This is a genomic window from Pseudoalteromonas rubra (assembly GCF_005887115.1).
In the GTDB taxonomy this organism is placed as follows: Bacteria; Pseudomonadota; Gammaproteobacteria; order Enterobacterales; family Alteromonadaceae; genus Pseudoalteromonas; species Pseudoalteromonas rubra_F.
On record NZ_PNCJ01000024.1, the window covers coordinates 1 to 20,685 of the forward strand.

The 20,685-nt window shown below is 44.0% G+C and carries 19 protein-coding genes and 1 pseudogene; 13 read left to right on the forward strand and 7 right to left on the reverse strand.

The genetic code is table 11. The features are described 5' to 3' along the window. Positions 1-382, forward strand: a pseudogene (locus tag CWB98_RS16335) (ribonuclease E); the annotation flags it as partial. Between the two features lie 722 nt (positions 383-1,104). Here CWB98_RS16335 and CWB98_RS16340 read toward each other — a convergent pair. Together CWB98_RS16340 and CWB98_RS16345 are read right to left on the reverse strand one after the other, a co-directional pair. Beyond that, a complete protein-coding gene (locus CWB98_RS16340) occupies positions 1,105-2,418 on the reverse strand; it encodes a murein transglycosylase domain-containing protein (RefSeq protein WP_138545832.1) in 1,314 nt (437 codons plus the stop codon). A gap of 46 nt (positions 2,419-2,464) precedes the next feature. After that, positions 2,465-3,043 carry an LPP20 family lipoprotein gene (locus CWB98_RS16345; protein ID WP_054013978.1) on the reverse strand — a complete coding sequence of 193 codons (579 nt, stop codon included), beginning with the start codon at positions 3,041-3,043 and terminating at the stop codon, positions 2,465-2,467. Positions 3,044-3,246: 203 nt separating this feature from the next. Here CWB98_RS16345 and CWB98_RS16350 point away from each other — a divergent pair, with 203 nt between their 5' ends. From CWB98_RS16350 to CWB98_RS16360, 3 genes are read left to right on the forward strand one after another with little or no spacing between them, the layout of a single operon-like run. Beyond that, the gene (locus CWB98_RS16350; RefSeq protein ID WP_138545833.1) at positions 3,247-4,956 is read left to right on the forward strand and encodes a hypothetical protein; all 1,710 of its coding nucleotides are present in this window, start codon (positions 3,247-3,249) and stop codon (positions 4,954-4,956) included. A gap of 5 nt (positions 4,957-4,961) precedes the next feature. Continuing rightward, positions 4,962-5,576, forward strand: coding sequence for a penicillin-binding protein activator LpoB (locus tag CWB98_RS16355; protein WP_010382148.1), 615 nt, complete (start codon positions 4,962-4,964; stop codon positions 5,574-5,576). Continuing rightward, positions 5,566-6,561, forward strand: coding sequence for an LPP20 family lipoprotein (locus CWB98_RS16360; RefSeq protein ID WP_138545834.1), 996 nt, complete (start codon positions 5,566-5,568; stop codon positions 6,559-6,561). The genes CWB98_RS16355 and CWB98_RS16360 overlap by 11 nt, the downstream gene beginning before the upstream one ends. 126 nt (positions 6,562-6,687) lie before the next feature. Here CWB98_RS16360 and CWB98_RS16365 read toward each other — a convergent pair whose 3' ends face one another. Both CWB98_RS16365 and yejK read right to left on the reverse strand, forming a co-directional pair. After that, positions 6,688-8,490 carry a HEAT repeat domain-containing protein gene (locus tag CWB98_RS16365; RefSeq protein ID WP_138545835.1) on the reverse strand — a complete coding sequence of 601 codons (1,803 nt, stop codon included), beginning with the start codon at positions 8,488-8,490 and terminating at the stop codon, positions 6,688-6,690. 478 nt (positions 8,491-8,968) lie between these two features. After that, positions 8,969-9,985, reverse strand: a complete 1,017-nt coding sequence (yejK, locus tag CWB98_RS16370) for a nucleoid-associated protein YejK (protein ID WP_138545836.1) — start codon at positions 9,983-9,985, stop codon at positions 8,969-8,971. Positions 9,986-10,051: 66 nt separating this feature from the next. Between yejK and CWB98_RS16375 the strand changes: the two genes are divergently transcribed. The 5 genes from CWB98_RS16375 (at position 10,052) to CWB98_RS16395 (ending at position 15,115) form a co-directional block, all read left to right on the forward strand. After that, positions 10,052-10,264 (forward strand): DUF1414 domain-containing protein, encoded by a 213-nt coding sequence (locus CWB98_RS16375; protein WP_054013983.1) that lies wholly within the window; start codon positions 10,052-10,054, stop codon positions 10,262-10,264. A gap of 4 nt (positions 10,265-10,268) precedes the next feature. Continuing rightward, a complete protein-coding gene (locus CWB98_RS16380) occupies positions 10,269-11,765 on the forward strand; it encodes a DUF3413 domain-containing protein (protein WP_138545837.1) in 1,497 nt (498 codons plus the stop codon). Positions 11,766-11,947: 182 nt separating this feature from the next. Beyond that, on the forward strand, positions 11,948-12,322 hold the full coding sequence (locus CWB98_RS16385) for a DUF4124 domain-containing protein (RefSeq protein ID WP_249364700.1): 375 nt from the start codon (positions 11,948-11,950) through the stop codon (positions 12,320-12,322). Positions 12,323-12,439: 117 nt separating this feature from the next. Beyond that, positions 12,440-14,164 carry a bifunctional isocitrate dehydrogenase kinase/phosphatase gene (gene aceK, locus CWB98_RS16390; protein ID WP_138545839.1) on the forward strand — a complete coding sequence of 575 codons (1,725 nt, stop codon included), beginning with the start codon at positions 12,440-12,442 and terminating at the stop codon, positions 14,162-14,164. Between the two features lie 12 nt (positions 14,165-14,176). Continuing rightward, positions 14,177-15,115, forward strand: a complete 939-nt coding sequence (locus tag CWB98_RS16395; RefSeq protein ID WP_054013987.1) for a LysR family transcriptional regulator — start codon at positions 14,177-14,179, stop codon at positions 15,113-15,115. A gap of 33 nt (positions 15,116-15,148) precedes the next feature. On the opposite strand, the gene CWB98_RS16400 is transcribed toward CWB98_RS16395, so the two are convergent. Further along, positions 15,149-15,541: a hypothetical protein gene (locus CWB98_RS16400; protein ID WP_138545840.1), complete on the reverse strand. Its 393-nt coding sequence runs from the start codon at positions 15,539-15,541 to the stop codon at positions 15,149-15,151. Positions 15,542-15,766: 225 nt separating this feature from the next. Here CWB98_RS16400 and CWB98_RS16405 point away from each other — a divergent pair, with 225 nt between their 5' ends. The 3 genes from CWB98_RS16405 to CWB98_RS16415 all read left to right on the forward strand — a co-directional run bounded on the left by CWB98_RS16405 (position 15,767) and on the right by CWB98_RS16415 (position 18,118). Beyond that, positions 15,767-16,627 carry a hypothetical protein gene (locus CWB98_RS16405; protein WP_138545841.1) on the forward strand — a complete coding sequence of 287 codons (861 nt, stop codon included), beginning with the start codon at positions 15,767-15,769 and terminating at the stop codon, positions 16,625-16,627. A 106-nt stretch (positions 16,628-16,733) separates the two neighbouring features. Beyond that, a complete protein-coding gene (locus CWB98_RS16410) occupies positions 16,734-17,144 on the forward strand; it encodes a hypothetical protein (protein WP_138545842.1) in 411 nt (136 codons plus the stop codon). 62 nt (positions 17,145-17,206) lie between these two features. Beyond that, complete coding sequence (locus CWB98_RS16415) at positions 17,207-18,118, forward strand: M14 family metallopeptidase (RefSeq protein ID WP_138545843.1); 912 nt, start codon at positions 17,207-17,209, stop codon at positions 18,116-18,118. A 1-nt stretch (position 18,119) separates the two neighbouring features. Here CWB98_RS16415 and CWB98_RS16420 read toward each other — a convergent pair whose 3' ends face one another. After that, positions 18,120-18,710 carry a CBS domain-containing protein gene (locus CWB98_RS16420; RefSeq protein WP_138545844.1) on the reverse strand — a complete coding sequence of 197 codons (591 nt, stop codon included), beginning with the start codon at positions 18,708-18,710 and terminating at the stop codon, positions 18,120-18,122. 344 nt (positions 18,711-19,054) lie between these two features. Between CWB98_RS16420 and CWB98_RS16425 the strand changes: the two genes are divergently transcribed. Next, positions 19,055-20,011, forward strand: coding sequence for an FHA domain-containing protein (locus CWB98_RS16425; protein ID WP_138545845.1), 957 nt, complete (start codon positions 19,055-19,057; stop codon positions 20,009-20,011). 10 nt (positions 20,012-20,021) lie between these two features. On the opposite strand, the gene CWB98_RS16430 is transcribed toward CWB98_RS16425, so the two are convergent. After that, positions 20,022-20,543, reverse strand: a complete 522-nt coding sequence (locus tag CWB98_RS16430; protein ID WP_138545851.1) for a DUF962 domain-containing protein — start codon at positions 20,541-20,543, stop codon at positions 20,022-20,024. Between the last annotated feature and the right edge of the window lie 142 nt (positions 20,544-20,685).

Genomic DNA, 20,685 nt, shown 5'->3' on the forward strand with positions numbered 1-20,685 from the left:
ACCGGTTGAAGTACAAGCTGAACCAGCTTCTGCTGGAGTCCAAGCTGAAGAAGCTCCGGCTACTGAAGCTCCGATTGAAGCACAAGCTGAACCAGCTGCTGCTGAAGTCCAAGCTGAAGAAGCCCCAGCTGAAGCTGAAGAAGCACCGATTGCTGAACAAGCTACAGCGCAGACGGTATCAGTCCGCTCTCGTTATCAATACGTCGCCGAAGCACCTATGACAAAAGCGACAGCTGATGATAGTGCCGATATTGCCATTTCAGTAACTGCCATGCCCGATTCCATGCGCGAAAAGGTAAGTGATAGCGGCCAGGGCTCTGGCTCTAAGTCTCCTACAGCACGCGCAAGCTCAGCAATGGCGTCACCAGCCAGCTATGAGTAAGCGCTAAGCTACACGATAAAAAGGGTCGCCTGTGCGGCCCTTTTTAATGCCTTGAGATATGAATAGCACAGTAGAGATGTGGTTTCTAAATCGCGATGAAACCAAGCAGCCGAGACTATAAGCCCGAACAATCGAATTATGGCACCTCAATCAAGATATCTCGTGAAGACCCGGCAGACATAAAGGCAAACCGCACTAAACGACAAAAAGCCGAAAGCTTAGGCTGTGTCCAAGTAAGCACAGGAAAACTCTCTCAGAAACCAACATCTGATACCAATTTGCTTAATTAAGTGTTCTATTTTGAGGCGAGAAAATAGGGTCGATAACACCGCTCCCGCATCCCGCTACCGCTAAGGCACCTAAATCCATATAAGCGAGGCCAAAGTTTGCTAACTTATACCTTACTAAATGAAAGATTTCTGACGCTGTTAGCGTCATATTTTCTCCGTCAGATTGAACATTTAATTAAGTGGAATTGGTATTGCACCTCTCTTTCAAAAAGAAAAACGGCTCACCTCTTTGAGAAATCAACAGCTAAACAGCATGCTATCCGGCATCAATTCGAAGGATTAGTGAGCGGTACGGCAAGCATACTCTAGGAAGAGGGATCGTCGTGCGAAACTATAGTCAGAGGAGGTGGTACAGATAAGCAATTTAGTATATTTACAACACTACGAGAAGAAAAATACCAGAATCGTTCATTCTGGTACTTCGTTTTTGAATTAAATATACAGCTTTTCAGTCGCCAAGACTTTTTTCAGATAGCGACGAGTTTCATTGTAAGGTAACCCTTGCTGTAACGCTTCTAGCACACGCTCTGGAGACAAAGAGTTAATCACTCTTGCTGCGCGTTTAATATTACGCGAGCCATCCGCATTAAATACACTGGCGACGTTTCCTGCTCCCGTATTGTAAGCAGCAATCATACAATACTTACGGCTTAACGGATCTTTGATCGCGCTAAGATAACGATCATTGAGAAGGTGTAAGTAGGCCGTGCCTGCTTCGATATTATTATCCACCACATAGAGATAAGGCGGGCTCATTGGTTCATCCAGTTTGTACAAGTAGCGATTGACGTCTACGCCGGCGCTGGTTGGTACTATCTGCATTAAACCAAATGCCGGAATATGCGATTTCGCCAGAGGATTAAAGTGGCTTTCAGTGTGCATGACAGCCAGCACAAGGCTGGTATCGATTTCAAAGCGCTCGCTTTGCTTTGCAATTTGACCTTGATACTCTGAAGCTCGTTTGTGTGCTAAGCCGTTTTTCGGCATTTTGATCCGCACCTGAGTCACTTGTTGAGGCTCAGTCTTCGAAATCTGTCTAACAGATTTTGTCAGGTTTTTGATACGCTTAGTAGCCAGCTCATCAAGTTCAGCTTTCTTTGTGGCCAACTTTTTGTTTGCGGCCTCAACCAGTTGTGGCTCAGACTGCAATGCCAGTGCAGCATCGGCTTGTTGCTCTGCTAACTTTTTCTGTTCCTGTGTTTGTTGCTTGATCTGTGCTTTAGCGGCGATGATAGACTTTACACGCAGACCATTGTCGATGGCGACCTGCTCTCTATGAGTCACTCCATCCGCCAATGATTCGCCACGGAGAAAAGACTGAAAGAGCGTATATTCTGTTTGACGAAACCTGTCTATGGCCCGAGAAACATCTTGTTCTGATACATGAGTGCCTGCATGGTGTCGTACACTGAGAATTATTTCATCATTCTCAAAGTCAACCTCTAACCGTTCCCGGTTATCGTCAGAATAGCTGACAAACTGACTTTGACTAGAAACTCTAGCCTCACCCCACTGCTGGATCAGTTTGTCACGAAACGCATCAAACTCCGCAAAATGTTGTTCAACATAGTCGTTAAACTCCTGCAGATGCTGCGCTTTGTAACGTTCAAATTCCGTTTGTTCTTGGGCGCTGGTGTCATAGGTTTGCATTGCCGCTTCCAGTTCATTAAACAAACTAGATGTACTGGCGACCGCTGCAGCGGCAGCAAACTGAGATGCAATCGTCAATGCAAGTATGTTTTTCACAGCCCACTCCTGTCAATGAACAGCGCACCAACTGGTGCGCTTACTATTAGTTTGTTAATCTGGCGATTTCTTTTTCCAGATCTTTTTCAGCTTTAAACGCTTTAAACTCTTGATACAAGAATTGTTCATCCTGAGGATTAATCTGCTTCTTGCTTTCTTTTACCAGGTCTTTAAACAAGCTTTTTGTCAGTGCTGGCGATAATGTCGTCAGTGCACAAAAATAATCCTTGCCACCAATCTCAACAACATCAGCTTTAATAACGCGAGAACCGTTTAAAGTTTGCTTTGTAAGTTGTTTGGAAACAGAGCTAAAAGTCGCACCAACAGTCGTCTCGTCGTTGGCATCAGTGCGATTAGAGAAGGTTTTGTCTAGCCCTTCGATACGTGTTTCAATTTGCTGAGCCAGTGCAAGCCTTGCATTAGCAACAGCCATTTTCTGATCAATCGAGATATTGCCAGAAAACTTTACGCAATCCGCAGCAGCAATGCCATTTTCAACGGCAGGGTTTAAGACCCAGTCGGGTATATTAATCTTCGACTCTGAAGCTGTTTTTTCTCCAGTCGAGCTACAGGCTGTTAACATCCCTGCAACGAGCATAGTAGTAATAAGCGGTTTGATCTTCATGATATTGTCCTTCGAGCTATTGATTGCCTAAGCGATGATTTAAATTTAACAAAAGCCTGACTGCTTTACAGTAATAAATTGTAAGAACGATTTCTTACAATATTCAGCTTCAAAAAAAGCAAAATAATCTTTAAGTTAGTGCAAATATATCCAACTTTTTTGGTATAGTCACCGTAAACTTTATGACAAGCAAAGGAAGCGTAATGCTATCTCTTTTCCGTACTCTGCATTATCGAGCTTGGTTAACAGTGACCCTGATAGTGGTTCTGACAGGATGTAATTCAACACCCGCCAACAAAAATGCAATACTTTTCGCCCAGAACGGTCAATTTGGTCAAGCCAAGACAACAATTGAAACGACCTACTCTGCAACAGGTAAAAACAAACTACTACGCTACCTTGAATTAGGCACTTTGTATCACCTGGAGCAACAATATGAACTGAGCAATGAGAACCTCGACACAGCCAAAGCGATCATTGAAGAGCAATATACTGTGAGCGTCTCCGAACAAGCTCTGGCGCTACTCAGCGGCCCCACATACACCACATTTTCAGGCAAAGAGTTCCATCGCCCGATGATCAACGTATTGAAGGCACTAAACTATAATGCTCTGGCAAACCTACACACAGATCAAAGACAGTACTATCTGGATGCCGCTCTGGTCGAAATGCGTCAACTCGACACTTACCTGTCGACACTGACCGATGAAACAGGTGGTTATGATGGCAAACCGAGCGGTGATGGACTCACCGACAATGTTATGCGGATTTTACAGCCACTTCTGGCGCCGAACGACTTGCTGAAGGACATCACCTATAGAGATGATGCGTTTGCTCACTATATCAGCGGTATTTTGTATGAAAGCAGTAACGAATTAGATGCTGCCCGTATTCAGTATCAAAGAGCCGCTATCGCTTTTGAGCAAGGCTTTGCTGAGCAGTACGACTTAAGTAATACAGTAACACAACAGGCTTATGCTGATTTAGCCCGAGTCATGCGTAAAGCCGGTGGTTATAGCAACGAGCTTAGCGCACTTGAAAAAAAGTGGGGCAGTAGCATTAGCAAAACAAAGCAAGCAGGCCCCCGTCTCACAGTGGTTCAAAATGCCGGTATTGGCCCACAGCGTAAAGAATTTAATTTGTTACTAAAGGCAGATCATAATGCCAAAGCGCTGGTCGTCACTCCGATACTCTGGGGCACACCTGCAGAGCGAAAAGCTCAAATGTGGTGGTTTCAGATGCTATATGCAGATACCAGTTTATTCGACATGATCCAGAATTACGCGACCGGTGACCTGGGTGATGTTGCAATGGGAGCTTTAACCAAACGTCTGCCGTTAGGTGACTCACTTTGGCAAAGTGCCAAAACTGCGGGACTAATCGATGCACTTGAGCACGGCAGCCGTATTGCAGTGACATACCTGGAGCCGTTTGAACAAAAAATCGAGAAAACTGAACTTTGGCTTGATGGCAAAAAAGTGACAGAGCTGGACACCTATCACTCTGTCAGCCTGCTGACCTTGCAAGACGCACTTAAAAATGCCAACACAGAGATGCAGATAGCGCTAACACGGGAGGTTGTCAAAGCCATGACGGCACATAAAGCGATACAGAGCACAGGTCTTCAGGCGTTTGATGGCTTTGCTAAGTTAGCAACCAGCGTTGTTAACGCGGTTACAGCTGGGGCTGACTTACGCCAATGGCAGTCACTTCCATCACAAATTAAACTGGCACAAGTGCCTGTAACCTGGGGCACAGTCAATATTACGCTCAAAACTAAATTGCACTCTGGTAGAGTCATTGAGCAATCTGACACATTAGAAATCAAAGAAAATATGACGCTGTGGCATACTCGCACTTTCATTGAAAGTGCTCAACCCTCAGCTCCATCAACTCTGTTTACAATGGAATAATTGTTATGAACTGTAAAACCACACTTTTAAAGCTAACTCCTTTGGTTGTTGCATGTAGCTTAGCCATCACTGGCTGCTCTTCAACAAAAGTACAAAGAGTAGATGCAAATCAAGAGGTTGCCCTTTCTGACAAGTGGAACGGCAAGGACTCGCAACTGGTTGCAGAGGCCATGATCAACGATATGTTGAGCTTTCCATGGGTTAACGATCACTTACAAAAAGAAGGCACACGTCCTGCTATTATAATCCAGTCAGTACGCAACAAATCACATCAGCACATCGCAGTTGATACCTTTCTGAATGACCTTAAGCGTTCAATATTACGCAGCGGCCAGGCAGACTTTGTTGCGAACAAAGATGTTCGTCAGGAGATCCGCGATGAAAGAAAAGATCAGGAGCTGAATGCCAGCCTGGAAACACAAAATGAAATGGGCCAGGAACAAGGCGCAGATTATGCCCTGTCAGGCACCATCAACTCTTTCGTAGATCAGCAAGGCGGCGATCGCGTAACTTTCTATCAGGTTGACCTGAGATTGATCGATATGACCACAAACCGTGAGGTATGGAATGGACAGAAGAAAATTCAAAAGCTGCAGGAGCGCTCGCGCTTTGGCTTCTAACCCTTTGATCGCAACGCTGCTGAGTGTCGCAGTACTCAGCGGCTGCGGCGCTAATAATGCCAATCAGGCACCTGTTGACAACAAACCGGCATGGATCACTGCTATGCCAAGTTCCAGCTATATGATTTATGGTGTTGGCAGCGCACAAAATACCGGCGATCTGCAACAGGCAAAACTGGCGGCACAGGAATCTGCCCGACTGGCACTGGCTAAGCAATTGAATGTAACTATCTCTGCAAATACCAGAATAGAGCAATCGGCCAGTGAAAAATCGATGCAATTTCATGTTGATGAACTGATTAACTCTCAAGTGCCTGATATTCATTTGCAAGGTGTTAAAATTGAAGATGAATATATCAGTGCAGATCAACAAACCGTCTTTGCGCTAGCCGCTTTTAACCGCACCGAAGCTGCAATGCAAACGGAGCTAACTATTCGCGCACTCGATGAAGAAATTGCACAATTCAGATTGGCAACCAATGGAAGTAAATCTCGGCAGCTGAAACAAGCCGCAGTGCTTAAAGAGCTTTTGGTCAAGCGCAGCAAGCAAAATCGTTATTTGACCCAGCTGCAAGCCGCCCCCCTTGCTTTGCCTGAAGCTGTTCGAGCCAAGCAAGCTGAAGCCGATGCAATCATTAACGGTATCAGCTTTAGCATAGAGGGCGATAGTGAGGCACATCGCAAGGTTCGCGATATTTTAGCAAAAGCACTGAGCTCACAAGGAATAAAAGTAACCACAGGAGATGCCGACTTTGCGCTCAAATTCACTGTTGACTGGCAAGATATGGAAAAAACCGGCACTTACTACAGCGTAGCAGAAAGCTATCTGGTAGTGCTGGAAGACGGTGAAGAGCAGGCACACTTTAATACTAAAGTAAAAGCAGCTTCAAGCTATAAAGAGACCGCTAAAAGCAATGCAATGACCAAACTAGCTGGCAAGTTAGGTACTCAACTGGCACAGTTTGTTGTCACTGGTAAATCCTAAGTTGAATGAGTCTTAACTTGTTCTGTCAGATTTGACTAAGAAAGCTTAATCAAATCTGACAGTATCGTATGTACCATTAACTGCCATTCAACTTTCCTGGTCTTCCCTGCTGAAAGTGGCTTGCCGTTAATTGCTAGCGTTACAGTTAGCCATTCTTAAGCCTTTTTTGGGATGAAAAACAACCGAACCAGAAACGGTGTTAATTAACACTGACTCTTTATTAATCTTCCACGATGTAATTGGTGCCCCTGGCAATCGGTAAAACGGCTTTATGTTGTAGCCTGCATCAGTATGTTCAAGTCTATAAATCAAGCCGTTATTTAAGAGCATGTGCGCTAGTCCGGTAATGACATAAGCGTATTCACCCAGAACATATATATCTTCAATGTTCTCGTTTAATACTGTCTCAGTTGTTTCATTGTCAGCAAAAACGACAAGCTCACCGCCCCATTCACCTCGGTTGGCACCAGTCAGCCACTTTCCACCAAATCTAACGGCAAGTGAAGGAACTACAAAACTCATGGGAGAGGCGCAGTAATCGCTATATGCTTTGCTGATACACATTGGATTTTTATATTGGAAGGACTCTAACTTTTTCTCTCGTCCTCCGTATTGCTTTACTTCAACAGGCTCAGAAACCATTGCATAATCAGTCTTATCACAAGTATGGTTTTCTTCACTCAACTGCTGATAGTCTAAAAATTCAGAAGCAAAATTATCAGGGTGATATTTAGATTTGAGTGCTTTGCGGGCTTGCATTGAAACAACTGTTTTTTGGGCATACTCTCTTAGCGGTTTGTACCAGTGTGTTTTGGCTACTGTCTTAATGTGAGGAATTGTGGCGTGATCCGCCAATAAGTGAAGCGCTTTGATCGCTGCATAAGCCTGCTGCCAGTCCACCTCATTGGATATACGTTGCAATAATTCTGGAATAGCCTGGTGATAGCCGATATATCCCAACGTAACTGATGAATGAATCCTATCTTCCCATGATTCAGAGTTAAGATATGCCATTACATCACCACCAACGCTATTAGCTGCTTGCCCCATCTCAGACAAATCTCTAAAAACCATCAGGTTCGAATCAAAACCAGCAGGTCCTGTTTTTTCACGGTTTAGTTTTCTAACCAATAATCTAGCCCCAAATGGGCTTTTCATGTTCTGGAGAGACATTAAAGCAGAGTCAGAAAATTCAATATTCTTTTCAGCATATTGGTGTATCTGAATAGCTATTTGCGGGTTTCCAGTAATGTAGCCAATGATTGATAGTGCGGTGCGCCTGGCATGTAAGTCTATCTTTTCATTCGTTGCCAGGCTAAATAACTGCTTGGCGGATTTATCGTCTGAAATTTTTGTCCAACGTTGGTAGTTGTAGAAGACTTCTCTGAATCCTTTAAACTCCTCTTCAGAGCAGGAGTCAAAACAACGAAGGCCTTCAATTAAATATGGAATGCCGTCTAATCCAAACCTGCTGAAAGCTGTACCGATTTGGTTAGATGCAGATTGAACTCTTTTTAATTCAGAAACTAGATATCTGCCAGCTTCATCCCCTCTAACATATCCAAGTGCTCCATATGACCAACCTCCACTTCCATCAAGCTCGATATTGTTCTGGATTACACGCTGAACAACTGAAAAGTCATTTGCATTTAGATCTTTGATATCTCCTATCAAACTGTCAGCAACCTTACGGCGATTAGGATCATCTTCACCAGTGAGTTTAGCCAACGGTAATAACGCTTTTCGGCCAAAAGACTTAAGCTTGTCTCTTACACTATCATCGACTGTACCGGATCCCCGTGCCTTCTCTTGAGTTTCTGGTATCAGTGCAATACATTCATCTACAGTATTGCATTCTTCTGCATTCGCAATGTGAACGCCCACTGCCACATTCAACATCAAAATGTTTACGAGCCAATTCCATTTCACCTGAACATTTTCCTAATTCATTGGTTAATGATTGTTTCCAAAAAATAATATCATTTGATTTGGTTTGCCTTCAACCGATGCTGAGCAGGGCGAAACCAACTTACGGTATGCAGATGATTTAAAATTTGAAGCAAGTATTGTATATCATTTGTATGGGACCAGTTTGTAACTCCCCGATAAACTGCGGCACCCTAATACCAATTTGCTTAATTAAGTGTTCTATTTTGAGGCAAAAAAATATCGTCGATAACACCGTTCTCGCGTCCTGCTACCGATGAAGCACCTACACCCATATCGGCGAGGCAAAAATTTGCGAACTTGTACCTTAGATAGAGGTTCTAAATGAGAAATTTTTAACACCGTTAGCGGCATATTTGCTCCTTCAAATTGAACAGGTATTCAATGAAATTGGTATAATTATATCAGTCGCTATTTCCTACATGTTAAAAAGGGCTAATACGAGTTAGCCCTTTTATTTTTACTCACTTTCTTGCTGATAGAACTTTTCCAGCTGATCTTTGAGGTTCGGCGGTACGCCTTTAATCGTCAAGGTATCACTTTGCGGATCATACAATACTCGCTCACCAAGATGTTTGCGCTCAAACCCAACGCTCACGCCACCACCGAGGCCGGAGAATTTAACCATGGTGGTGACGGTTTTTTTATCTAATGGAAAAGACTCTTCCAGTTCGTAGCCCTGCTGCTTATAAAAGTCTTCAAACTGAACATCCGAAGACTTAGACACTGTATCTGACAAAGACTCGACGTCAGCATCTTCGCCACTATTAATGCAGTCATTACAGTAATCAAACACCTCTTTGCGGATCGCGTCCTTCTCTTCTTTGCCAAACTGTTGATCAGCAAGGTAATCTTCTACCGCATGTAACATAGTCTGCGACTGCTGTTTAGGGTCAATACCTTCAGCGCAGCCCAGAAAATCAAGAAAGAAGTCCGCTACTTTTCTGCCCGCACGACCTTTAATAAACGAGATATAACGATTTTCATCCGCCTGCGTATCCCAGGCGGTCAGGTCTATACGTGCGGCCAGCTGCATACGCGAAATATCCAAATGTCTTGATGCCGCAAGGTCCAGCTCAGAGGTAATCGAGTAATGCTCTTTGATATTGATCATCGCTATCAGTAAGTAATCGCTGGCAACATACTGATAGTGACAAAACACCAGGTAGCCGGTTTCATTGAATGCATATTTGTTCAGCTCTTCTTTAAGAACTTCAGTTGCCTGCTGTGTCAGATGCCAAAAAGCCAACTCATTATTACGGTAGCTTTGCATTGCCGACGCAACACGGCTGTCCTTGTCCGGGTCAAAGGCACAGAAGCCTTTTCCAGGTTTGCCATTATAAGCATGGTGGAGTTGCTCTATAAATACCGCTACCCGATCATTAACCTGCATCTCATCTTCGCGCAAATGAATTTGTGTTTCTTCGTCTTGCTTGTCTACATAGTGTACAACAAGCTTGTTCACCTCAATGCTCATCTTTGTTTTTAACGCCTCTGGTGTTAGAATAGAAAGAATTATAACTCTTTTTATTTGAACCAACCGATGCCTATCCAGTCAAAATATTCCAACCAACAAGTAGAACAAATTGTCGACCAACTGTTAAACGTACTGACAGAGAATCAGGCAACCGTCGATTTAAGCTTAATGTGTTTAGGAAATTCTATCACGCACATCATCAAAGAGCATGTGCCAGAACAGAAAAGACAAGCGGTTGCTGAAAATTTTGCCAAGGCGTTGACTCAGTCGGTAAAGTAACTGAATGAACCTTTCTTCACACAGCCCTTTTTCGTCAAAGGCCAGTCAGTTATTGAGCTGGGGGCACTGGTTTACCTTTGCCAACATTGGTTTAGTATTAATCATCACCCTAAGCTATCTGGCTGCAGACAAAGCACCTTCGACGGCGTTGGGCTGGCTCTATATGTTGGTCACCTGGCTCAGCCATACCAGTTTCATCACCTTCTGTGTTTTTGTGCTGAGCATATTCCCACTCAGCCTGATTTTCCCTTACCCAAGGCATATTCGGGGTATGGCAGCCTGTATTGCAACACTGGGCATCTCGGTCCTGTGCATAGATGCGTTCGTCTATTTCCAGCTTGGTTACCATTTAAATCTTCAAGCATTACCCGAGATTCTGTCACTTATCTGGAAAACCATCAGTGGATCCCCGGCCATCAACAGCCTGATTGTGTTGGCTATTATCGCCTCGATTCTGGGCTTTGAGCTTATTGTCGGCAACCATGCATGGCGCCATCTTGAGCGTCTCAAGAGCTACTCCTTCCCGAAATTGGCCAGCTCAATTCTGGTAACCTGCTTTGCAACCAGCCACATTATGCATATCTGGGCAGACGCTAACAGTTACTTCGACATCACGATGCAAGACAATGTGCTGCCCTTGTCATACCCCACAACGGCCAAGACTTTACTTGCCAGGCACGAACTACTCGATATGCAAGAATACAAGCAGGCTAGATCGCTCAATGTAGGGCCCAATGAAGTGACCTATAATCCACCAGCGTCATTGGATGCTTGCCCTACACAAAGCCCTACTGTCAATGTTGTGATTGCGAAAGCACAGAATGTGCATACTCAAGAGTTACTGGAGCATTCAACCTGGCACCATTCAGATCAACTGCTGGCACCTACAGACATTAACGATTTCAGGTTTAATCTAATCTATGGCCTGCCCGCATATTATAAAAAGCCGCTCATGACAAACGATTTGTCTCCGGTATGGGCTTCGCGCCTCACCTTATCTGTGACGGGCATATCCCTATTCGACTATATCGGTGAGGTCGCTGACGCAAACATTGTCGTATCTTACGCAGACGAAGACTTTACGTTGCCAGAAGATGCACCTGCAACAATAGTCATTATCGAGCCTGATAGCTCAGATATAATTACAACAACAGGTTTTATTACCAATATACCCGCTTTTTTCGGACACTCAGAGTTGATTCAAATAAGTGACGTAATGACCACGATCATCGCAGAGCACTTTCAATGTAGTACACTCGCAACGGCTAGTATGTTAGGGAATAACGTTGCTACCGACACACTTAATGAAGGTGTAAACTACTCTCGCGGCGTGTTCATTGCTTACAAGAAAGACCGCATCTCCCTCATCGCTCAGGATGGCAGCTACAAGCAGATATCTGCCAAAGAAGGATTCACCCTAGATCAAAAGTTAGATGTCCCCTTTTTAATTCAAAGTATCAAGCGGCTTAAACAGTTCAACCAGGCGCCGGCGGGAAACTAGCACGGCGTCACTTCGAACACTTGCGATATTGAACAGTTTTACTATCTTGAAATGTAAACACAGGTTTCAGGGAAGCTTTCACTATGAGGATACTGATGATCTTGCCTTGGCTATTATTGCCAATGATAAGCTCGGCAAAAACAACATTTAGCTATTATAAATGTGTCACAGGAGAAACGACGGTGTACAGTCAGCATCCGTGCGCAGCCAACGCTACACAACATACTTTAAGCCACTCCAATCCCAAAGCCCCCTCACCCGATGGCCAGTACACTAAGACACTCAACAATATAGAGCGTCAACAGCTTGTGCTCAGATTGAAGAAAACACTAAGGGCCAAAAAGCAACAAGCCGCAGTACTAGGAAGAAAAAGAGATGAAGCCACCCGGGACGAGCAGCGCCGTATTTCGCGTATGATGGAGAAAAGTGAACGGACCAAAACACTCAAAGACGTAAAACGTAATATCAAGTCTATTAATTCGGCATACCTCAAAGAAGTTAAAATTCTAAATAAAGAGATTACGCGACTGGAAAAGCGCCTTAAACGTTTAGAGTAGCTCTTTGCATCTTTTATCTATTCAGTTTGAAGGATCAAATTGGTACAACACTAACAGTATTCGAACTTGAGAGACTAACATTTGTGCGCTAAAGTAACTCGCAGATTAGGAGGTCCGATGAGTTACCAGGTTCAAACAATCGCAGAATATATTCTGTCAGGGTTTCATACCCACTTTGCGCTATTTCAAAAAATTACGGCGCGAGCTCCGGCTGCATTTGCACAACAAAGGTGGGGGGAAATTGAACAAATCAGTAAACAGCGGATCAGCTTGTACGACACCCGAGTCAACGACACCGTCGAAGCACTGAAGAAGCAAATCACGCTAGCCCCTCCTGACGAGTCACTCTGGCATCAAATAAAGCAATTCTATGCAGCGCTACTTTCCTTTCACCCGCAGGCCGAACTAGCCGAAACATTCTATAACTCTGTGTTTTGTAGATTGTTTCATCGCCGATACTATAAAAACGACTTTATATTCGTCGCAACTACGCTTGAAAAGCCCACAACCTTACCTATTGAAGCCGAATTCCGAAGCTATTTTCCCGTGGTTTCAGGACTCAAGCCCACAATTCGAAACATGATTTCACACATGGATTTACAATGTGGTTTTCGCGATCTGGAACAAGATATTAGACTGCTGGTAAAAGCTTTCATTAAACAAGCACCAAGTACACACCACAGTCACCATGGACTGCGCTTCGATATTCTCACCGCCCCTTTTTATCGTAACAAAGGGGCCTATATCGTTGGTCGGGTTGTGTCAAAGTCCGGTGTTCAGCCATTCATCATTGCACTATTACATCATCCCCAGGGTGGCATCTACATCGATGCGCTGTTGACCAAAAGTGCACAAATGCGTGTCATTTTTGGTTTCGCACGTGCATATTTTCTGGTTGAAACCCAGGCACCGTCTGCGATGGTGGGATTTTTACAACAACTAATGCCAAATAAAACAACGGCTGAGCTGTACAATGCCATTGGATTTCACAAACAGGGGAAAACCGAGTTCTATCGCGACTTTCTCTTTCATCTGCAGCACAGCGAGGATATCTTTACCGTAGCACCAGGCACGCCAGGTATGGTTATGATGGTGTTTACCCTTCCCAACTTTCCCTTTGTCTTTAAAGTGATAAAAGATGTCTTTGCTGAAAGTAAACCCTTCGGCAGGGATACCGTACTGGCGCGCTACCAATTAGTGAAAAGTCATGACCGGGTTGGTCGTATGGCCGATACCATCGAATACTCAGAGGTGGTGATCCCTAAAAGCAAGTTTTCTTCAGAATTGCTGACTCAACTCAAGGCAACAATCGCCAACAGCTTAAGAGATGAGGGTGATTATATCGTCATTAAGCACTTGTACATTGAGCGACGCATGACACCACTGAACCTTTTTTTGCAAACGGCGGATGAACAAGCAGCTAAACAAGTTATCGAAGACTATGGTCATGCTATCAAAGAAATGCTCAGCGTGAATATATTCCCAGGGGATATGCTCCTGAAAAACTTTGGCGTGACCAAACATCATAGAGTGATATTTTATGATTACGATGAAGTACAGTATCTGACGGATATGAATTTTAGGCCCATGCCAAAACCTTCTTTGGAAGACTTATATAGTGGCATAGCAGAGCCTTCAGCGGCACCAAATGACGTATTTCCTGAACAATTGTGTACATTTGTACTGACAGACCCTAAACTCAGAGCGGTGTTTGAGAGCGCTCATGAATCATTGCTTAAGGTGAATTATTGGCAGCAAGCTCAGCGGGACGTGAAAACACATGTTGTGAAACAAATATATCCCTACCCCGCCGCACAACGCTTCTACCAGCATATAGAATAATAAAGGAACACAGTGAATATAAGTAAAATTGATCTGAACCTATTGGTTTATCTGGATACGCTATTACGAGAATGTAATGTAACTCGGGCAGCAAACCAGTTAAGCATTACTCAACCTGCTATGAGCAATGGTCTGAAGCGGCTTAGAAATTTGTTTAACGATCCCATTCTTGTACGAACAAGTGAAGGTATGGTGCCCACAGAACGTGCACTGGAGCTCCAGCCTGTCATACGTGGCATTTTAATGACATTAGAAGAGACACTGGCACCAAATCGAGAATTTGAACCAGGGCAAAGTAAACGGGTCTTTCGGATTATGGCCAGTGATTATGCAGCCAGCACATTGGCTCCTAAGTTACTGAATAAGCTGCATATGGAAGCCCCGGACACCACGCTCGACATTCTCACACCCAGTGATGTTACATTCCATGACGTGGAGAATGGCAAGGTAGATATGGCGATAAACCGGTTTGAAAACCTGCCACAATCTTTTCATCATAAGCGCATTTGGAAAGATAGCTTTTGTTGCTTGATCAAATCAGACAACCCAATAAGGGCAGACTTCAATCTGGATGCCTACTTAAAGGCACGACACATCTGGGTGAGTAAGACTGGCTTTGGTGTTGGAGTCGGTATGGATCCGGCTGACGTTCAAAAACTGGGTTGGGTGGATGAAGCTCTGGCTCACTTCGGGAAGCACCGCAACATCGCAACATTTACACGTAATTACCACGTTGCAATCCATCTGGCAAAAGAGCAAAACTTAATTGCGACCTTGCCATCAAAAGCCGCCAATATATACCGAGACGATCCTAACCTGGCGATCCTTGAGCCCCCCTTCCCTATTCCGCCATTTGAATTAGATATGATTTGGAGCCCACTTTTACATCGTGATGCCAGCCATATTTGGTTAAGGCAAAAAATAGCGGAAGTCGCGGAGGCACTAAAATAGTGCTAAGCGCTGCAACAGATATAGGGGTCTCCCCTATATCTCGTTTTCCAACATGGCTAATGCACGCTTCTCACTGTCACACACTTCACCATTTGCTTCACTGATTTTGTGAGCAATTGATACAGCTAATTCGCGCATTGGTTTATCAACAATATGACTCAACCTGTGCTGAATGTAGCTCTCAGTCTGCTCTTGTTTAATGGCTACCAGGCACTTACCTAGTGCATCATCCATGTAGTCTTGTAAAGAAATAGCTGAATTCCAGTGCAACGTTTGCGCCCAATCCCGGACAATATCCATTTCCTCAGTTTCAATTTTTCCATCAATACTGACAAACAACAGAGCAATATCCAACAAGGACTCTTTTTGTAATTGCTCCACACATATTCCCATATCAAAGTGGTTCAATAGTTGTTCAAATTTCATATTAATTAGTTCCTTGTAATTGAGATGACCCTGACCGGTGTCAGTGGTGATATTGTAACCAGGGTAACTGATACCTTGATTTATTCCATCTGACACTTGCCTGCCAATATCGACATATAATCACTTCTAGCATTCAAACATATTCTACAAAAGCCAGGTTGTCACTTTAAAAATCGTCAACTCCCCCCTCTGAGCTAGACTTTCTTAGAAAACACGGGAGTCGCTATGCGTTCATTGAAACTCTTACTTTTGAAAGTATTACTTATTTTAGACTTATCACTGTCTGCTCACGCTCGTGTCTCAATTTCTATAGAGGAAGATATTTATCTGTACGCAAAGGAAATTCTGGCGGAGCAATCCATTTCCGATTTCTCTGCTGATATATTTGACCACCCGAAATGCCAACGTGATGTTGTTGAGTTTCTCATCGCACAACGTGCGTTACATGAAGGCGGGTTTAAACACACATTTAGCTTTACGCTGGGCAACTACGATGCAAGGAACCTGAAGTTACTGGAGTCAGGTTTGCTGCTGATGAGCTTTGATACCATCTGGCTCTCTCAGGCCAAAATGATTACCAATGATGTTTATATCTCAGAGCCCATCATCAAAAAAGGAAACTACTTTGCAGGGATCTACACGTCGCACATCAACAAAGCGCGTTTACGCAATAAAATTACCCGAGATCTCAGCAATGTGAGTGTTGTCAGTAGCAAAGCCTGGTTAGTTGACTGGCTGACACTCAAGGCACTGTCTCCCAAGCAGCTTCACCATGAGGATGACTGGATCACAATGGCTAAGTTAGTCAGTAATGGCTGGGTCGATGTAATGCTGGTGTCCTTCAACAATACTCGCCCGTTTTTTTACGAAGGAGCGGGTTACAGGATAGAAGCGATCGAGGGGGTAAAAGTTGCGCTTCAGGATAGCCGTCACTTTGTCGTTTCCCGACATCACCCCCTCGGTGATGAAGCATATGATGCGCTAAAGTTAGGCTTAGCAAAATTAAAAGAAAGTCACTTTATCCATCGAGCTTACCGCCAGTGCGGTTTCATAAACCCTTTGGTTGATGATTGGCACACTCTTTAACCCTAAAATCGCAATTATCAGTTTTAATTTTGGGTATTCATAATTCTTCCATTTTCTTCTCCTAAATTTCCAGCCTCTCGGGAATATGTCATATTAGGAACAAATAATGAATGAACTAAAACTGGAAGTGAACACTACTTTTTACAGCGTCGTTGGCGCTTTCGTTATTGCGCTGCTAGCACTGGCCGGACTTTTCACCGAACTCAACCTGTCTTTCCTAGCTAGCCTGCAAATCACCCTAGCCTGTGTGATAACAACTGCATTTGCCATCAACTTTTTGATGAGCCTGGCGGGTCATAAACGTGTGACACTGTGCAATCAAGGATTGTCATTTTTTAGTCTGACTGGTCGCAGACATTACGTACCTGCTGAAAACATTCAATCTATCGACTTCGTTAATTACGCGGGTCTGACCATTACTCAGGTAAAAACCCACACTGGCGTTATTAAACTACTTGCTTTTACAGTACGTAAAGAGCAACAACAGCGTCTTAAAAATATGGGTTACCTGGCGTAGATAACTTGCTCCGGGTACCTATTCTGATTAGCATGCAACTATCAGTGGAAATGAGACATGTTATGACAGAACAGTATTCAATCGGACAAACCGGTAAACCGTGGGGCCAGGAAGAGAAACACCAATGGTTGCTAAAGCAAACCAAAAAACGTGATTATTTTGAAGACATTGTGCCTGCTATCAATGCACTTAATGCACACTTTAAGGTTGAGCAATATGGCGTACTAAAGTATGACAGCCTCTACCCTGTGTATGCGCTGAAATCTACACCTTGGTGTGCTGATTTGCCAGTTGTACTAGTAACTGGCGGTGTGCACGGTTACGAAACCAGCGGTGTTTTAGGTGCGCTGGCATTTGCCAAAAAGCATACCCACACTTATCAGGGGAAATTTAATCTCGTCGTGCTACCGTGCATTAGCCCATGGGGCTATGAAACGATTAACCGCTGGAATCCCCTGGCTGTAGACCCTAACCGATCTTTCTATTCACAGAGTCCGGCTGCAGAGTCCGGACTCGCCATGGACTACGTGAATAGTTGCCGGGAGCGAATTATTCTTCATATCGACTTACATGAGACTACGGATACGGACAATACTGAATTCCGCCCGGCACTTGCGGCTCGCGACGGCAAGGCCAATCATAACTGGAACATTCCGGATGGGTTTTATCTGGTTGGACACAGCCAAAAGCCTGAAGCAGAGCTTCAACGACACATAATCAACACTGTGAAGAAAGTCACTCATATTGCAGAAGCGGATGAAAATAATGCCCTGATTGGCGTCCCTGTAGAGCAGTTTGGTGTCATCAATTACGATGCCACCAAATTAGGACTATGCATGGGTATGACAGAGGCTCCTTACGTTACAACCACTGAAGTTTACCCTGACAGTCCGAATACAACACCGCAAAACTGCATTGACGGACAGGTCGCTTCTATTGAGGGTGCTGTCAGTTACCTCGAAAGCATCATGTAAATCACGCCATTAACTCTCCGTGCTCGTGAATAATCTCGAAAATGTCTCTAAATGAATGAGCTTTTTGGAAAATATTTACGGGCACATGCAAAGCCCGCGCAATATCAGACGAAGAAATCATGCCTCTTAAACCGCCTTTTTCATCCATTAACAGAACATGTTGCTGGCCAAGCTCCCTGAGCGTCTGTAACACATCCCCTATTTTAGCATTTGCAACGGTCGTAAAACGCATCGCATGCAAGTCCTGCTTTTTTGTCATCACATCTTCAACGGTTAAGTCACTGCGCGCCACTTGCCGTTTTTGAGCAATTGATAACACCCGACGACCCGACAAATCCTTTGAGTTGACGACCCCCAGAAATGTATCATCGTGATCCACAACCAGCTTTGACCTTACGTGACCATTGAGCATCATATATACCGCATGATCTATATCGACATCTTTTTGGATCATCTGCGGTTGACGTCTAGCAAAATCAGTAATCACCTTAGTTGCCGGACTCGACAAAGTCAGTGCTTCTGCATCATAGTAATCACAAAACTGATAGACCCCTTCTAACTTTAGCGTTTGTAGCGATTTGTACTCACTCATATTTCCTCCGCTGCCAAGCTGTGGCCGCACTCTAAAGAAAATATGGAACATAGTTGCATTTTATGCAAGGCAGCAAATCACCCGGTGTAATCCACTGTAATGGCAAGATCAAAGCAGACTAAGTACAATGTTAAGGTTCGCAATTGTCTTTGCCCGGACAAAAATAATGACCTGATCAGTCAGGCCTTATTATTGTGAATATTTCCTGAAATAACAGTACCCGTTTCGGCGGGTTCTTTTTATAAACCGAAGGTATCTAAGGAAATAGTCCCTTCAACAAGGTAGAATATCCACCGACATTCAAACTCGTGTGCGTCACTTATACGGAAAGTTAGGAAAAATTTATGGCTTATTTAATCGATGAACAGAAACTAGAAAAAATTTACCTGAAAAGTTATCACACTTTTGGGCGTTACAAGTTTAATGTAGATACGTTCGTCGATAAGCCGGGTATTTCAAGGCACCATGCGATTATCGAACACGCCAATGACACTTGGTTAATCCGGGATGTCAGCACTAACGGCATCTGGATCAACGACAAAAAAATTGATAAAAACCTTCCCTATCAGCTCTCAGAGCACGATAAAATAGACTTTGCCGCGCCAGGCCAAAACTCTTATGTTGTGGCTAACTTAAATGCCAATTGTCAGTATCTGGTTTCACAAAGTAACCCAAATCAGGTTATTGAGCTCGAAAACCAAATCTTGCTTCCCAACGATGAAGAAGCCAGCCACATCGTATACTTTGATGCTTTACTCAACTACTGGTTTCTGGAAGATCTTAATACTTCAGATAGACAAGCCCTGATCGATGGCGGTGTTGTTTCTCTGTTTGGCCAGCAATGGCTTTTCTACTGTGCAAACACATCAACAATGACCAAGCACCTGGACAACCAGCCTGTGGTAAAACCAATCGCCCTTAGTTTCAGCGTCAGTCAGGATGAAGAAAAGACTGACCTGACACTCGAGCTGGAAGGTCAGGAAATTGACTTAGGCTGCCGTACACACCATTACCTGATGCTGTTGTTAGCGAGAACACGTATTGATGATAAGCAAAATGGCATGGACACTGAGTCTCAGGGTTGGCTTTACCGGGAGGATCTCGCCAAAGCACTGGGAGTACAAACCAATCACATGAATATTATGGTGCATCGTGCCCGTAAGCAGCTGACCGAGGCTGGCGGTGACAGAGCACCTGAATTGGCTTATGTGCTGGAAACCAACAATGGTAAAATTCGCCTCAATTGTCAGAATATTACCATTGTTAAAGGATGTCAGTTGGAAACTCGGATTTCTATCTAACCATTGTGTCTCAAGGCCGGTATGGACCGGCCTCACTATTTATGCGCTGCTCAAGCGCTCTGAAACAGCCCACTTTATTCAATAATTCCATCATCACAAACAAGGGGCCTATCAATAACCCCATCAGGTCATCCGCAAAAGCGGGCTTCTTTCCTTCAAAATAATGCCCGATAAACTGGATCACCCAGCCAACGACAAATAATGCGAGTCCCGTCACATAGAACCAGATAACGTCAATGCCCGCTCTAGACACAGACTCAAATGCATAGTTTGCAGCGACCTGACAAAGTAACAAAAACCCTATCATCCAGCTGCCGAGTGTGGGTGACAGGTATAAGTAGTAAATGCTAGCGAGTAGAATTAAACAGGCGGACAAGGTTACCTGAACCAGGTCAAACATGCCGAATGGCAAAAATGTCATCCAGACAACCGCAAACACGATCAGGGGGACACCTACGAAGTGCGTTGCAATATTGCGTTTATCTCTGTGATAAAGCGCGTAGTTTATCAAGTGTTGTTCCAGTGATTTCATCATTCTTATTCTTTTGAGTAATTACTTTATTTTATAAAGCCGTAATCCGCTGAAAAAGTCAACACTGTCCCAATATTAGACCACTCATCGACTAAATAAAAATGCCGCCAGACTGCTGGCGGCATAAATCACTGGGTTATCA

Bases quoted from the DNA above. Each gene is read 5' to 3' on its own strand.
- CWB98_RS16345 (WP_054013978.1), bottom strand. From the start codon at position 3,043: ATGAAGATCAAACCGCTTATTACTACTATGCTCGTTGCAGGGATGTTA.
- CWB98_RS16350 (WP_138545833.1), top strand. From the start codon at position 3,247: ATGCTATCTCTTTTCCGTACTCTGCATTATCGAGCTTGGTTAACAGTG.
- CWB98_RS16355 (WP_010382148.1), top strand. From the start codon at position 4,962: ATGAACTGTAAAACCACACTTTTAAAGCTAACTCCTTTGGTTGTTGCA.
- yejK (WP_138545836.1), bottom strand. From the start codon at position 9,985: ATGAGCATTGAGGTGAACAAGCTTGTTGTACACTATGTAGACAAGCAA.
- CWB98_RS16375 (WP_054013983.1), top strand. From the start codon at position 10,052: ATGCCTATCCAGTCAAAATATTCCAACCAACAAGTAGAACAAATTGTC.
- CWB98_RS16380 (WP_138545837.1), top strand. From the start codon at position 10,269: ATGAACCTTTCTTCACACAGCCCTTTTTCGTCAAAGGCCAGTCAGTTA.
- aceK (WP_138545839.1), top strand. From the start codon at position 12,440: ATGAGTTACCAGGTTCAAACAATCGCAGAATATATTCTGTCAGGGTTT.
- CWB98_RS16400 (WP_138545840.1), bottom strand. From the start codon at position 15,541: ATGAAATTTGAACAACTATTGAACCACTTTGATATGGGAATATGTGTG.
- CWB98_RS16405 (WP_138545841.1), top strand. From the start codon at position 15,767: ATGCGTTCATTGAAACTCTTACTTTTGAAAGTATTACTTATTTTAGAC.
- CWB98_RS16410 (WP_138545842.1), top strand. From the start codon at position 16,734: ATGAATGAACTAAAACTGGAAGTGAACACTACTTTTTACAGCGTCGTT.
- CWB98_RS16415 (WP_138545843.1), top strand. From the start codon at position 17,207: ATGACAGAACAGTATTCAATCGGACAAACCGGTAAACCGTGGGGCCAG.
- CWB98_RS16420 (WP_138545844.1), bottom strand. From the start codon at position 18,710: ATGAGTGAGTACAAATCGCTACAAACGCTAAAGTTAGAAGGGGTCTAT.
- CWB98_RS16425 (WP_138545845.1), top strand. From the start codon at position 19,055: ATGGCTTATTTAATCGATGAACAGAAACTAGAAAAAATTTACCTGAAA.
- CWB98_RS16430 (WP_138545851.1), bottom strand. From the start codon at position 20,543: ATGAAATCACTGGAACAACACTTGATAAACTACGCGCTTTATCACAGA.